Origin of the sequence: Chitinophaga varians, assembly GCF_012641275.1 — a bacterium.
Lineage (GTDB): Bacteria > Bacteroidota > Bacteroidia > Chitinophagales > Chitinophagaceae > Chitinophaga > Chitinophaga varians_A.
In genome coordinates, this window is sequence record NZ_JABAIA010000002.1 from 1,124,356 (window position 1) to 1,139,750 (window position 15,395).

7 protein-coding genes are annotated in these 15,395 nt (G+C 55.0%); 4 read left to right on the top strand and 3 right to left on the bottom strand.

Annotated elements, in window-relative coordinates:
• Positions 1-29: 29 nt before the first annotated feature.
• Together HGH92_RS19230 and HGH92_RS19235 are read right to left on the bottom strand one after the other, a co-directional pair.
• On the bottom strand, positions 30-167 hold the full coding sequence (locus HGH92_RS19230) for a hypothetical protein (RefSeq protein ID WP_168872378.1): 138 nt from the start codon (positions 165-167) through the stop codon (positions 30-32).
• Positions 154-663, bottom strand: a complete 510-nt coding sequence (locus HGH92_RS19235) for a hypothetical protein (RefSeq protein WP_168872379.1) — start codon at positions 661-663, stop codon at positions 154-156. Before HGH92_RS19235 ends, HGH92_RS19230 begins: the two co-directional genes overlap by 14 nt.
• Positions 664-802: 139 nt before the next feature.
• On the opposite strand from HGH92_RS19235, the gene HGH92_RS19240 reads away from it, so the two are divergent.
• The 4 genes from HGH92_RS19240 (at position 803) to HGH92_RS19255 (ending at position 14,689) form a co-directional block, all read left to right on the top strand.
• Complete coding sequence (locus tag HGH92_RS19240; RefSeq protein ID WP_168872380.1) at positions 803-1,546, top strand: MarR family winged helix-turn-helix transcriptional regulator; 744 nt, start codon at positions 803-805, stop codon at positions 1,544-1,546.
• Positions 1,547-1,554: 8 nt separating this feature from the next.
• Complete coding sequence (locus HGH92_RS19245; protein ID WP_168872381.1) at positions 1,555-2,496, top strand: helix-turn-helix domain-containing protein; 942 nt, start codon at positions 1,555-1,557, stop codon at positions 2,494-2,496.
• Between the two features lie 71 nt (positions 2,497-2,567).
• Complete coding sequence (locus HGH92_RS19250; RefSeq protein ID WP_168872382.1) at positions 2,568-3,287, top strand: SDR family oxidoreductase; 720 nt, start codon at positions 2,568-2,570, stop codon at positions 3,285-3,287.
• A gap of 458 nt (positions 3,288-3,745) precedes the next feature.
• On the top strand, positions 3,746-14,689 hold the full coding sequence (locus HGH92_RS19255; protein ID WP_168872383.1) for a gliding motility-associated C-terminal domain-containing protein: 10,944 nt from the start codon (positions 3,746-3,748) through the stop codon (positions 14,687-14,689).
• 73 nt (positions 14,690-14,762) lie between these two features.
• On the opposite strand, the gene HGH92_RS19260 is transcribed toward HGH92_RS19255, so the two are convergent.
• Positions 14,763-15,395, bottom strand: a complete 633-nt coding sequence (locus HGH92_RS19260; protein ID WP_168872384.1) for a GLPGLI family protein — start codon at positions 15,393-15,395, stop codon at positions 14,763-14,765.

Below are 15,395 nucleotides of genomic sequence, written 5' to 3' on the forward strand. Positions count from 1 at the left end.
ATACAACGGGCCCGTTGTATTTTCCGTTTTTATTTTTGCGGCAGCGGTGCGAGCGCGGAGCCAAGCTCCTGCAACAGCTGGACTGTTTCTGTCAGCAGGTCGGCGATGAGCAGGGCCGGTAGTTCCGCGATACTGATGATGACGGCGACGATACTAAAGTTGTGCATGGTAGAATTTACGGTAATAGGCAAATTTTTGGGCCATATCTTTCCGGGTTTCCGGAAGGCCTTCCATAGCCAGTTTTTTGAACCAGGTGAGCACTGTTTCGCTGAACTGGCCAAACCCCTGCGATTGGCTGATGGCATCCGTGAGCTGTGTGGTGGCGGCATCGTCCTGCTGCCAGTAGAGCGCTATCGCCTGACACAGACCGGTGGTTAATGCAGGGTCGTAGCATTTCTTCAGGCAACGCGCTGTTGCGGCAGCCCTGTCGGGGTAATTCATCAACATAAAAAACAGAAAATGTTTAAGGCTGGTCACGTCAGCAGCGGTCAACCGCAGTGCGGACAGATCAGGCCGGTGCGCCAGTTTCGCTGACCCGGCAGGATCTTCATACTTATTCAAGGCATGTCTTTCCAGTAATGCCGCCAGATCGGTGAGTGCAGGCATGGCCTGTACCGGTGCCGCCTGACAGTCGGACATTAATTGTTCGAGTAGTATTTGCATAAACTGATTTATTACGGTTCCGTTCTTTACCTTTACAAAGAAAGAACATTTTTCTGGTAAAAACAACGAATTCGTTTTTAATTATACCGAAATCGTTTTATTTTAAAATAACTGATTTTTCAATAAAATCTTTCTAAAGATGACTCCTTTAGTGGAACTGATCACAGCATGGGAAGCATATGCCGGTCAGGCTGACAAGCCTGCCGTGACTGACTTTTGCGCGCAATACCTGCGGAAACAGGCAAAGAAAAAGAAGGACAAATCCAAAGAAAGCCCGGCGCCCGACATGGATGGCCTTATCTCTGAACTGATTGGCAGGATGAGCGGCATGCACACCATCTATGCTAAAATCATGATGAAGGAGTGGCCTGATATCGAACTGGAATGGTTTTACCTGCTCAATATCATCAAATACAAAAAAGAAGCAAGGAAAACAGATATTATCAGTCTCTGTATGATGGAACAGTCCACCGGCATCGACATCCTTAACAGGATGAAAAAGAAAGCCCTTATTACAGAGAAAAGCGATCCGGCCGACAAGCGTGCGAAGCTGATCAACATCACAGAAAAAGGAAATACGCTGTTGCATAAAATAGGCAGCAGTTTATTCAAAGTGTCCTATATCCTGTACCATGATGTGGAAGAAGAAGACAAACAGGCGCTTATCCGCATCATCGGGCAGGTACATGCCCGCAGCCGGCCACTGTTGGCCGAAGGCCGGCACCGGAAACTGGATGATATCCTGGTGGAACGTTACGGCAAGGCTGCACTGACGGAAGTAGGAGACGCTTTTGCTCAACTGGTGAAGCAGCGGGAAAAAATGCTCGCTGAACGCCGCAAAGAAGAGCCTATTGACGATATTATCCGGTCACTGTATAAATAATCTGAAAAATGCCTGCCCGTTCCTCTGTCAAAGAAATTCCGCAATACGGCCTGGAAGAATCCCGGCAACTGCACCGCGTGCCCGGCAACCCGTCCGCATTTGGGTACAATAATCTCGCCCCGTCCGCGCGTATAAAGGGCTTTGAGCTGTATTCCAGCGAAGGCGTGCGGGCACAAATGGGCCCACTGAAATCGGACTATTACCGTATCAGCATCTCCGTGCGCGGCACCACGGAAATACAATTGGGACTGGAAGACTTTACCCATGGAAATGGCACCATCAGCTTCACTTTCCCCGGGCAGATATTCAGTAAGCGGGGCCTGAGCGATGATGCCTTTGGTTATTACCTGTTGTTTGAACCGGGTTTTCTGGAAGATATTATTGCGCCCGACCGTATCCCGGTGGAATTTCCCTTCTTTGCCTTTGCCGGCGTACCGTTTATGCAGCTGTTGCCGGAAGAACTGGAGATCACCGTGGATTTTGCCGAACGGATGAACGCAGAGCTGCAGCGGCACCAGTCCGGCCATGATAAAGCCGTGCGCATGTACCTGTACCTGATGCTGCTGGAGCTGAAACGCAGCTATCTGCGCCAGGGCTTCGACGTCACCGAACGGGATAACAAGCCCGCTTACCTCGTGCCACGTTACAGGAAACTGGTCAGTGAACATTTCCTCACCAAACGAAAAGTGGCGGATTATGCTGCCATGCTGGGCGTTACGCCCAACCATCTGAACAGGGCTATCCGGGAACATACCGGTCATACTGCCTCCGAAGCCATTACAGACATGCTGGTACGGGAGGCCAAAGCGGCGTTGCGGTATACAGATACCACGATCGCCGGTATCTCCGATCAGCTGCAATTCAGCGACCCTGCGGGTTTTAACCGCTTTTTTAAAGAGAAGACGGGGCTTACGCCGCTGACTTTCAGAAAAAATGCCGTATCCGGTTAATTTTATGCAGCATCCGGTTAACGATGCTCTGTCTTTTATGCGCCAATTTTACAGCATAAAAGAAACACAATATGTCTGCTTCATTTGAAAATTCCCGTATAATCATCGCCGGTGGTTCTTCCGGCATCGGACTGGCCACTGCCGCATTACTGACCGCTGAAAAAGCCCATGTGACCATCACCGGCCGTGCTGCCGAACGTTTGCAGGAGGCGGCTAAAGCCGTTCCCGTGGCTGCAACGGCAGCCGTGGACGGCAACGACCGGCCCGCCCTCGATCAGTTCTTTGCTGCGCAACACAGTATCGACCACCTGGTGATCGCCCTGAGCGGCGCCAAAGGCGCCGGTATGTTCAAAGACCTGTCGCTGGACGATCTGCGGGCCGGTTTTGAAGGCAAGTTCTGGCCCCAGCTGCAAACCTTACAGGCTGCGCTGCCCTATATGCGGCCCGGTGGCAGCATTACCATGATCACCGCCATCAGCGCCATCGCGAAAAATCCCGGTACGGCCGGACTGGCAGCCATCAACGGCGCCATTGAACTGATGGTGCCCGGATTGGCGAAAGAACTGCAACCCTTACGGATCAACGCTGTTTCACCCGGCGTAGTGGACACGCCCTGGTGGGACTTCCTGCCGGCAGATGCCAAGGCAGACACCTTCAAGGCCTACGCCGACCAGCTGCCTACCGGTAAAGTGGCTGCTGCCACCGACATCGCCGAAGCAGTGCTCTTCCTGATGCGCAACAGCAACACTACCGGCACTATCCTCCGTTGCGACGGTGGCTTCAGCCTGTAATCAATAACAGGTCAGGGGTACATTATTACCCCTGACCTGTTTATTTATAATCCCGATATCCCCGCCACGCAGGCCTTTCAGCAGCAGACACCGCTTTTGCGGAACAGTTGTCAGGAATGGAAACTATCCATAACAGAAAACCTGTCATTACCACGTTGATGGTTAATCGTTAAGCCCCGGAAACTTATTCTCTCCTTTGAACATAATCCCTTTTTTACTGTTGTAGTATTTGCAATGATACTGCAGCGGAGCCGATGTATGTAGTGGCAGGTATCATCCCCGAATTCTCAGGACCGACATGCATATAGCGCAGCAAAACTATTTCGGATGCAATTGGGCATTCGCAGGATTTCTTTTGTCCTGTTATTACCTGGCAAAAGCCATTATTTCCCGTCTGCTGTAAGTATGTTGGAATCCCCCCGGCAATGAAACCAAGTTATTGTACAAACCCAGCTATTATGGTAAAGAAGCTGTCCATTTGTGTAAATGTTCAGAGTGCTGTTTCCCGTGTAAAACAATTGTGTTGCGTGCTGCTGTTGCTGTTGGCCACGCATGAGATGAAAGCCCAGCAATGTACCGGCTCTTTAGGCGATCCGGTTTTTAAGGAGACCTTTGGCGAGGCAGCTTCGGCTGTCAAACCAACATTGGGCCCTCCGCTGCCGGCAGGCATCACCACCTACACCTATTACGCGCCCGGCGTTGGGTCCAGGCCTACGGGCCCTTATCCCGGCCAGTACACCATCAGCAACACTACCCGGGGGTACAACAATATTTACTTCGTGGACCGGCCGGACCATACCAGTACCGATGGCCGCGGCTTTTGTATGGTGGTGGATGCCAATGCCACCCCCGACAAGTTTTATGAACGCACCATCACCGGCCTTTGCGCCGGCACCACCTTTGAGTTCTCCGCCTGGATCATGAACATCAACCCTAGTCCGGGTGTAGCGCAGCCCAGCCTGCGTTTTGACATCGTAGATGCCAACAATCCCAATGGTACGCCTATCGCATCGGTGTCTACAGGGTTGGTTCCCTTTCAGAACCCTGGCACCTGGGTACGGCAGGCGGGCATTTTTCAAATGCCGTCTACTACCAGCGCGGTGATCCTCCGTATTTTCAGTAATACCCCCAACAGTAACGGTAATGATCTGGCGCTTGATGATATTGCCTTTGCGGCTTGCGGCCCTCCAATATCTTTCGGTCAGACTACCGGCGTGGTTTGTGCCGGCGGCACCGGTGGTTTCTCCGTAAGCCTCCCCGCCGGAAGTTATTCCAACTATTATTTCCAGCTACAGAAAAGGGCGTTGGGCACCACCACGTGGGCCAATGATGGTGGGGTGATCAACAACCTTGGCAACAACCAGTATACGTTCAGCGTTCCCAACGCCCAGGCAGGTTTTGAATACCGTGTGGTGGCAGCAGGAGGCATGGCGGAAATGAACAACGTTAGCTGCCGCGTGGTGTCTAACCCCGCAGAACTGAAAGTGATCGATTATACCGCCAGCATTGGCGGGCCTTCTACGATATGTTACAATACCAGTGCTACGCTGACGGCCACCATTACGCCCAAAGCAGGTACGGGTACCCCAACTTCCGGCTTCACCTATGCCTGGGAAACCAGCGCTGACGGCGTTAGCGGCTGGACCGCCGTGCCCGGGCAGACCGGCGCTACCCTGAACACCGGCGCGCTCACCGCCAGCCGCTATTACCGGGTAACCGCTACCGTTAGCGGATGCTCCGGCGCCGGCGCCTCTAATCCGTTCCGGGTCATCGTCAATCCCAATATAGTTGTCAACGTAGGCACGGTGAACCCTGTATGCCAGGGTACTGCTTTATTCGGCATCCCCTATACCGTAACATCCGGTAATCCCAATGCCTTCAGTATTACGTCAGCAGACATGCCCGGCTTCAGTCCCGTAACCAACGCCACTTTGGGCGGTTCCCCGATCAATGTGGTGATCCCTTCCAATGTGGCGCCGGGTACCTATCACTTTACCCTTACTTTCACACATCAGGCCACTGGTTGTTCGGCGTCCTATCCGGTTACGCTGAATATCAGCCCTACACCTACCACAGCTACCGTAGGTCCCAATCAACAACTATGCGGCACCGCCAATACCACCCTTACTGGTAACACGCCTGTCAACGGTACCGGCACCTGGACACAGGTGAGTGGCCCGGGCATCGCGACGTTCGACAACCGTCAGCTACCCAACGCCAACGTGTCCGGACTGGTAGCCGGCACTTATGTGTTCCGCTGGACGATCACCAGCGGCGCCTGTCCGCCGTCATACGCCGATTTACAGGTGACCGAATATGGCAATACCACCCTGCCCGATGCTGGCCCCGACTCTACCCAGTACAATTCCGGTATCTTCCACATGCAGGCCAATACACCGTCTGTAGGCACCGGCAAATGGGTGGTGATCAGCGGCAACCCGGTGATCGCAGATGTGACCGACCCGCATACGACGATCACCATACCACCCAATACCAGCGCTACGCTGGCGTGGACTATTACTAATAATGTATGTCCGCCGCTGCCCGACCAGGTGACCATTACCTATGTTAGTCGCGCTAACATACAGGCCACGAAAGAAATACTAGAGCAAGGCCCCTATGTCGCCGGCCAGCCCCTCGTATATCGTATCGTGATCACTAACGCCGGTCCGAGCAACGCCACCGGTGTGAAGATTACTGACCCGCTGCCTGCCGGATTTACAGCCGGCAGCGTTACCGTGACGAATACCGGTGCGGCACAGATAACCCAGAACAACAGCACCAATACCAATATTGATGTTACGGCAGATATCCCCACCGGTAACGCTACCATCACCATTACCGTATCCGGGAAAATCAATTCCTCTTTTGATGGGGACCTGACCAATACCGTAACGGCAGTATCACCGGTGGTCCCTGACCCTGACGGGGCTACCGCCACTGTAACGGTGCCGGTCATACGCCGACCTTATTTTGAAGTGGCTAAGAGCGCTCCTGCCACGGCTGTTGCCGGAGAAGCCATCACTTTCGGCATCATTGCCCGTAACACCGGACTGGGTGATGCCCGCGCCGCCGTGCTGACAGACGTCATTTCTTCGAAGCTGTCCAATGTCAGCTGGACCGCTACCGCCACCGGTAAGGCAACCATCATTTCTGGTGCCACCGGCACCGGCAACAACCTGCGTATCGTGGCCGATTATCCCGGTGGCGACACGCCCGCCGATACCGGTAAGGTATATATCAGTGTAACCGGTACCGTAAATGCCAGCGCCACCGGCAGCATCGACAACGTGGCCACTGTTACGCCCACCGAAACGTCCGTAGGCAGTGTCAACTCTAATACCACCAATACTATTATCAGCAGCACCCCGGGCCTGGTGATAGACAAGAGCCGCACCACACCGGTGATCGCCATCGCGGGTACACCTGTGCAGTACGTCATCACGCTGATCAACAACGGCCCGAGCGATGCCGTAGGCACCGTCATTACCGACGCAGTACCAGCAGCGGTGCAACAGGTGCAATGGACCGCCACTGCACAGGGCAGCGCCGCGGTGACTGCCGGCGGCTCCGGCACCGGCAACCAGATAAGGGTGACCGGCAACATCCCTGCAGGGTCCTCCAATATTATCACCATCCGTGTTTCCGGCGTTATCAGCGCCGACTATTCCGGTACGCTCTCCAACACCGCCACCGCTACGCCTGCTGAACCGGGCGTGCCGTCAGTATCAGATACCGACGTGGCCACTGTACAGAAAGCCGTGAAACTCACGATTGTGAAAAACGGTCCGGCAACAGCTATTCCGGGCGGACAAATCTCTTACACGATAGATGTGGAAAACGAAGGACCTTCCAATTCCACTGCCACCACGATCACCGATGTGATCCCCGCTGCACTGTACAATGTCAGCTGGACCGCCAGCGTGATCAGTGGCACCGCCAATATCACCAACGGTGCTACCGGCACCGGTAACCAGTTGAGCGTGACCGCCAACATGGCGGCGACAGCTACTATCCGTATCGTGGTACAAGGCACCATTTTACCGCCTACAAACTATCCTATCCGTAACACTGCCGTGGTAACCCCGTCAGAACCCGGTTTCCCGCCAGTGACCTCCAATGAGGTGGTCACCACCGTGACGCCGCAGGCTGCGCTGACTATCAGCAAAAGCGGCCCTGATACTGCTACCGCTGGTAGTTCGGTGTCCTATATTATTACCGTGGGCAACAATGGCCCAAGCAATGCACGTAGCATGCAGATCACAGACGTGGTACCAGCCACTCTGCAGCAGGTGACCTGGACGGCGGTGGCCAACGGTAATGCCACTATTGCCAGCGGTGTCAATGGCAGTGGCAATAACATCTCGCTCGGTGGAGATATCGCCGCCGGCAGCGGAAATAATATAGTGGTCACCGTTAGTGGCAAACTGGACCCTGCTTTCGCGGGGACACTGACCAATACGGCCATCGTAGTGCCTTCCGAAAGTGGCAGCACCGGTGATACCGCTACCAAACAAACGGTCGTTAAACGGCTGCCGCAGGTGACCATTACCAAATCCGCCGTGGACGGCGTACTGGCGGGCGACAGCGTCACATATACCATAGAAGTGGCCAATGTGGGCGCTTCCGATGCGTTGAACCTGGTGGTGACCGACGTGGTGCCTTCCGCCTTAAGCGGCGTGCAATGGACTGCCCGCGCGCAAGGACTGGCCACTGTCACCGCCGGCGGCAGCGGTACAGGTAATAATGTACAGGTGACCGGCAATATCCCTGCGGGCAGCGGCAACAAATTACTGATCACCGTCACCGGTAAAACTGATCCGGGCTTCTCCGGCAATATCATCAATCACGCCACCGCCACGCCTTCAGAGCCGGTACCTCCGGTAACGGCCACACAGACAGTAGTGGTGAAAAAACTGCCCGCTATCCGTATCACCAAGGCTGGTCCGGCTTCCCGCAAGGCAGGCGAACGCATCACCTATTCCGTGACAGTCACCAATACCAGCGTGTCCAATGCGGACAACCTGGCTATTGAAGACCTTGTGCCGGCAGCGGTGACACAAGCTACCTGGACTGCCACTGCCAGTGGCGGCGCTGTGATCAACAGCGGCGGCACCGGTACCGGCAATACGGTGCAGCTGAATGCCAACATCCCCGGCGGCGGCAGCAGCAGCGTACTGGTGACTATCACCGGTATTGTTGATCCGTCTTTCTCCGGCACCTTCACCAATACCGCTACGGCACAACCTTCCGAAGCAGGCGCCCAGCCGGCTGTATCGGCACCGGTGGTGACGACAGTGGTGCAACAGCCATCGCTGCATGTGGTGAAAACTGGTCCGGCCACGGCCAATGCCGGTGAAAATGTGCGTTATCTGTTGACCGTGACCAACACCGGTCCTTCCAATGCGCTCAGCGCCGTCATCACCGATCAGTTACCGGCATTGCTCACCAACGTCAGCTGGACCGCTACCGCCACCGGCGGGGCGGCAATCCTCTCCGGCGCTGCCGGCACGGGCAACAGCCTGGAGGTGATAGCCAATGTTCCGGTGACAACAGGCATCGTGAGTATAACCGTAACCGGTACCATCCCGGCAGCAACACTTGCCGGTACTATAAAAAATGTGGCTACCGCCGATCCTCAGGTTTCTGCGTTACCGCCAGCGGTTTCCGATACTATTACTACCGTGATCAGCCAACGGCCGAGACTCATTATCCAGAAAAATGCGCCGGCCAACTGGAGCGCCGGTGAATACATCATCTACGGCGTAAAAGTGGAAAATGCCGGTCCCAGCGATGCACGGGCCGCCGTGATCACAGACGCCATCCCGGCTACGATCATCAATCCTACATGGACTGCCATCGCCAGTGGTACGGCTGTTATTTCCAGCGGCGCTACCGGTAGCGGTAATCAGTTGAATGTGGTGGCTGATATCCCTGCAGGCAGCGGCAACAGTGTGACCATCTTCATCGCGGGCAAGGTACAGACCGACTTTGCAGGGGTGATCACCAATACCGCCACAGCTACGCCGGCAGAGCCTAATGTGCCGCCGGTAAGCTCTAATGTATCTACCAATATCAGCCGCAAGGCGGCCCTGAAAATTCATAAAACAGGTCCTGCTGCCACCACGGCAGGTAACGGTATTGCCTATACGCTGGAAGTAGTCAATAATGGCCCGAGTGATGCCAACAACATCACTATTAAGGACGCCATCCCTGCAGGCATACTGAACGCCACCTGGACAGCCACTGCTTCCGGCGGCGCCAGTCTGACCTCCGCGGCTTCCGGTACACAGGATGTACAGGTAACGGGTAACATCCCTGTTGCCACAGGCGCTAAAATTACGGTGCAGATAAATGGCAAAGTAGATCCTGACTATGCATTGCCCAACATCACGAACGTGGCCATCGCGCTCAATGATCCATCATTTGCTACTCCGGTGGGAGATACTTCTTCCGTGGTAACGACCATCAACCGGGTGGCTAACCTGCGTATCGTGAAGAGCGGGCCTGCCAACCAGGGCGCCGGTGAACCGATGCAATACACCCTGCTGGTGCAGAATGATGGGCCGTCCAATGTACAGGGCGCCCGTATCCAGGACGCACTGCCGGCAACATTGCTTAACGGCACCTGGGTGGTGACCGGCACCGGCGGCGTAGCTAATATTACACCTGCCAGTGGCACCGGTAATGTGGATGTTACCGCCGATCTGCCGGCGGGCAATGGCATCCTGCAGGTAACGATAACGGGTGTACTCAGTCCGGCTGTTGTAAATGGGACCACTATCAGCAACACCGGCACTGTGTCACTGCCAGCCGGCAGTCCGATCACAGACCCGAACCTGTCAGATAATACCAGTACAGTGACAACCGTGGCTGACAATGATCCGGTGGTGCGTATCGCGAAAACCGGTCCGGCCGTGGTGAATGTGGGCGATTCCATCCACTACCGCATCGTGGTGACCAACGGCGGTTCCGGCAATATTACCGGCGCCCTGATCACCGACCAGGTGCCGGCAGATGTGACGGTTACCTCATGGGGCGCAGCAGCGACCGGTACTGCCACCGTAACAGGAGCCACTTCCGGTAACAATAATACTATCAGCACTACTGCCGATATCCCTGTGGGAAGCGGTAACATGATCGTCATCCTGGTGGATGGCATCGTCAACCCAACATCCAATATAACCTTCACCAATACTGCGGTGGTGGCAGCGGGCACTAACAAAACAAGTTCCATCACCACCACCGTTAACCAGTCCACCGATGTGAGCATCGTGAAGAGCGGCCCGCAACAGGTGACAGCCGGTGAAACGGTAAATTATACGCTGCAGATATTTAATGCTGGTCCGATGAACGCACCGTCACTGGTCATCACCGACCAGGTGCCGGCTGCCATCACCAATGTCACCTGGAAAGCTGTGGTAACAGGCACCGGGGAAGTCATTGGCGCACAGGAAATAGACAGCGCCGGAAGTAATATTATCATCCCCGGCAAATTATCTGCCGGCAGTGGTAATTACATCACCGTATATATCAGTGGTACGGTGGGCGGCAGTGCCGCCAGCGGCGGTATTGTCAACACCGCCAATGTGGCGGTGAACGGGGTGACCGATTACAACCCGGCCAATAATACCAGCACGGTCACCACCACCGTTGGCCGTCATACCGGTTTGCAGATACGTAAGAGCGGCCCTGTGCAGGCGCAGGCAGGCAATACCATTACCTACCAGGTGGTGGTCACCAACAGCGGCCCTTCTGATGCAACAGGCGTGAACATCAGCGACCTGGTGCCGGCCACCGTGGAAAACGTAAGCTGGCAGGCGGTCGTAACCGGTGCTGCGGCTGTTACCGGGCCATACAGCGGTACCGGCAATAATGTAGCCACTACGGCCGATATCCCTGGTGGCGCCGGCAACAGCGTGGCTATCACCATCACGGGCACACTGAATGATGATTTCTCCGGCAATGTGCTGAACGTGGCTTCTGCCGGCAGCAGTGAATCACCAACCGTGAATGACCAGGTCAACACGGTTGTGACGAAACAGTCAGACGTGCAGCTCCGCAAGAGCGGCCCGGCTACCATCACTGCCGGTGACAAGATCAGTTATCTGATCACGGCAACAAATAACGGCCCTGCGTTCGCACGTGGCCTGCATATCACCGATACGATCGACTCCCGCATCACCGGCGTGACCTGGACCACCAGCACCACCGGCAACGCCACCGTTACTGCCGGCGGCACCGGCAGCAGCAACCAGATCAGCGTGACTGCTGATATCCCGGCTAATGACAGCGCCAGTGTCACCATCATTGTCACCGGCACCCTGAATGCCGATGCGACCAATACCATCAGCAACACGGCCACCGTCACTTCTCCGGACCCGCAGACACCTACCGTCGTAACACCACCGGTAATCACGGTAGTAGAACAACGCCCTGAACTGACCATCAGCAAGAGCGGTCCGCAGGCACTGAATGCCGGCGAAATGATCAGCTACTGGCTGGAAATCACTAATAAAGGCCTGAGCAACGCCACCCAGGCGGTTATCAGCGATCAGGTACCTGCCATGGTGAAACAGGTGAGCTGGTCTGTACAGTCCACCACCCCAGGAACGACAGTCACCAGCGGCGCTACCGGAACCGGAAATAATGTACAGGCAGTGGCCAATATCCCCGCCGGCGGCACGCTCCGGCTGTTGATACAGGGCAAGGTGGATTCTACTTTCTCCGGAGAAATTGTCAACACCGGTATTGTAACACCGGCAGAACCAGGCAATGAGCCTGACTCATCTGAGGTGGAAACCGAAGTAGTACTGAAACCATCTGTGCAGATCACCAAATCCGGGCCGGCAGCTTTACAATCCGGTCAAACGATCACCTATACACTGATTGCGAAGAACGATGGCCCCAGCATGGCCACCAACGCGAATATTCTCGATGCGGTGCCTGCGGCGGTCAATAACGTGAGCTGGAGCGCCGTGACAGCAGGTAATGCGCAGATCGTTGGCGCCGCCACCGGTACCGGCAACCTGGTGAGCCTCACCGTGAATATTCCGCCGGGCGCTTCCAACAGTGTAACCGTTACCGTGAATGGTACGGTAAGCCCGTCCTTCCGTGATACGCTGAATAACACCGCGATCATTACACCTGCTGAAAACGGCGCCCTGCCTGATACGTCAGCACTGGTGCAGACCGTCATAACGGCCATGCCTAAACTGCATATCCAGAAAGATGGCCCGGCTACGGCTACTGCCGGTCAACCGATCACTTATACAATACTGGTGAACAACAGTGGTCTGAGCAATGCGGTGAACTTCACCGTAACAGATGTGGTGCCGGCCACGCTTACGCAGGTAAGCTGGAAAGCAGTGCGCAATGGCACCGCCGTGATCAAAAGCCCGGCATCCGGTACCGGCAATAACATTACACTGACCGGTGATATACCGGCCGGCAGCGGAAACAGTATAGTCGTTACCGTTACCGGCAATGTGGCAGCCAACGCGAGTGGCAGTATTGTCAATACCGCCACCGTGACGCCGGCTGAAACCGGCTCCACGCCTGAATCTTCCACCGTTACCACCCGGCTGGTGACACAGTCGGCAGTGAGGATCAGCAAAACCGGTCCGGCCACTATGATACGCGGCGACCAGGTGACCTACGTCATCAGCGTCATCAACAGCGGCCCGAGTGATGCTATCAATGTGGATATTACCGACCTGATACCGTCTGTGCTCACCAACGTCACCTGGAGCGCAGCGCCGTTCCGCAGCACGGTCATCAACAGCGGCGCTACCGGTAGCGGCAGCAATGTGAAAGTAAATGTGAATATGCCGGCAGCAGATACCAGCGGCCTGACCATCCAGGTGAAGGGCACGGTGGCACAGAATGCGCCTTCCGGCAGTGTCAGCAACACCGCCCACGCCATACTTAATAATATGGGAGGCAAAGATGTTCCTTCCAATACAGTGGTAAGCAACATCGGCAGCGCTACTGACCTGATCATGGTGAAAACAGGCCCGATGGAAGTGTTTACCGGCAGCCAGGCTATCTACCAACTGACCATCAGCAACGACGGACCGTCTAACGCTGATAATGCAACGGTAACGGATATACTGCCTGCGGCTTTAACACAACCGGCGGTGACAGTACTGTCTGTGTCCGGCGGCGCGGCCAATGTACAAACGGCGTTAAATGGCAATACCATGAATGCTACGCTGGGCACTTTCCCGGTTGGCGCTAAAGTGGTATTGCAGGTGACCGCTACCGCGACAACGCCTGGCAGCGTACAAAACACTGCGGTGGTAAACACCCCTGCGGGCGTTGCAGATGAAGATTCTACTAACAACAGCAGCACGGCCACCACGCTTGTCCGCGCCAAATCAAAACTGGACGTGGTGAAATCCGTAAGCCCGGCCAGCGGTCCCTACAACATCGGACAGGTAATCAGCTACACGCTGCAGATCAGTAATACCGGCACCGCCGGCGTAAACCCGGTCGTAGTGCTGGATACGCTGCCGCCGGCAAGCGTTGTCAGCGATCCGGTGTACAGCAATCCGCCTTCCGGCAATATCGTTTACAACAGCACCACCCGCGTGCTGCAATGGAACGCCGGACTGCTGCAAGCCGGGGAAACCCGCTCCTGGAGCTATGATGTGACGATCACCGGTCCCGGTAACAATGTGCGCAATATCGCTGTAGTGACCGGCCCGCCGGACGTGAGCATCCCGGATACGTCCATCGTTACCATCAACACGGAAAAATCCGCTAACCTCAAAGTGGTGAAAAAGCTGACCAGCACACCACCGTTTAGTGTGAACGATGTATTGACGTTCACTATCACTGCCACTAACAACGGACCAGACAAGGCTACCGGCGTGGTAGTGCAGGACCGTCTGCAAAGCATGCTCGGCAGACCGCTTACGCTCAATGCCAGCGCAGGCACGGCAACGTACGATATCGCTGCCGCCACCATCAACTGGCAGATACCGGAACTGGCTGCCGGCGCCAGCGCCACGCTTACCTTCACGGTGAAACTGATGAGCGCAGATGACATCGCCAATACGGCCACCATCAGCGGTAATGAAAAAGACCCCGATATCAGCGACAATACATCGGTCATCGGCCCGATAAAAGTGACCGGGGAAGATATCTTCATTCCGAACGTGGTAACGCCGAATGGTGATGGCAAGAATGATAACTTCTTCATACCGGGACTGAGCAAATTCCCGGGCTCGGCGCTCTACATCTACAACCGCTGGGGCAACCAGGTGTACCAGAGCAAGAACTACGACAACAAGTGGAACGGCTACGGACTGAGTGAAGGCACCTACTATTACATACTGGAACTGCGCACCGAACAAGGTATAAGAAAATACAAAGGATGGGTCGAATTAATGCGATAAGTACATTTGCAACCAAAAACAAAGAGGCAGCAATGATTTGCTGCCTCTTGTTTTTTTTACATCTATCTAAAACTTACAACGATGGGATATTAACAACATCTTCTTTCACAGGTTCATAGTTGATCGCTGTGGCAATGGCCTTGAATTTTTTGGACTCCACGCCCAGTACGGCGCCTTCCGGTGTCCAGGTGTGCAAGGGGCCGCCTCTGAAAGGCAGGTCCGGTGTTACCCATAAAGTAAGCGGGCCTGTTTTGCTTTGCACGTTTACTTCCTTGCATACAAAACCGAGGATGGTGCGTGTATTGTTGCCCGTACGGGTTTTAGCCGGCTCGGGATGATCTTTTTGTATGAGCGTTTTTTTACCGCCGGTTTCTGCCAGCGCCCAGGCTTTGCCGGTGGCGCCATCTTCATAAAATGCGATCTCGTTGTCGCCCATCTGGATTTTTACATTGGCGCCTTCTTCTGTATGCAGCTCTTCCGGTTGCTGACGGCTGATCTTCGATTTGTTACCCTTAAAATACAGCACTTCCTGGCTGCTGGCCGTTTCCGGTATCATGTCTTTATACTGAAGCTGATCGGGTTTAAGGGAAGCGTGCAGGAACATAGTAAGGTCATAGTGTATTACACCTTGTGTTTTGTCTTGTGCTGCGGCAGTGAATCCGGTGAAGAGGAAAGCGATGAACAGCATGATGTGAGTGCGTTGCAT

Bases quoted from the DNA above. Each gene is read 5' to 3' on its own strand.
- HGH92_RS19230 (WP_168872378.1), bottom strand. From the start codon at position 167: ATGCACAACTTTAGTATCGTCGCCGTCATCATCAGTATCGCGGAACTA.
- HGH92_RS19235 (WP_168872379.1), bottom strand. From the start codon at position 663: ATGCAAATACTACTCGAACAATTAATGTCCGACTGTCAGGCGGCACCG.
- HGH92_RS19240 (WP_168872380.1), top strand. From the start codon at position 803: ATGACTCCTTTAGTGGAACTGATCACAGCATGGGAAGCATATGCCGGT.
- HGH92_RS19245 (WP_168872381.1), top strand. From the start codon at position 1,555: ATGCCTGCCCGTTCCTCTGTCAAAGAAATTCCGCAATACGGCCTGGAA.
- HGH92_RS19250 (WP_168872382.1), top strand. From the start codon at position 2,568: ATGTCTGCTTCATTTGAAAATTCCCGTATAATCATCGCCGGTGGTTCT.
- HGH92_RS19255 (WP_168872383.1), top strand. From the start codon at position 3,746: ATGGTAAAGAAGCTGTCCATTTGTGTAAATGTTCAGAGTGCTGTTTCC.
- HGH92_RS19260 (WP_168872384.1), bottom strand. From the start codon at position 15,395: ATGCAACGCACTCACATCATGCTGTTCATCGCTTTCCTCTTCACCGGA.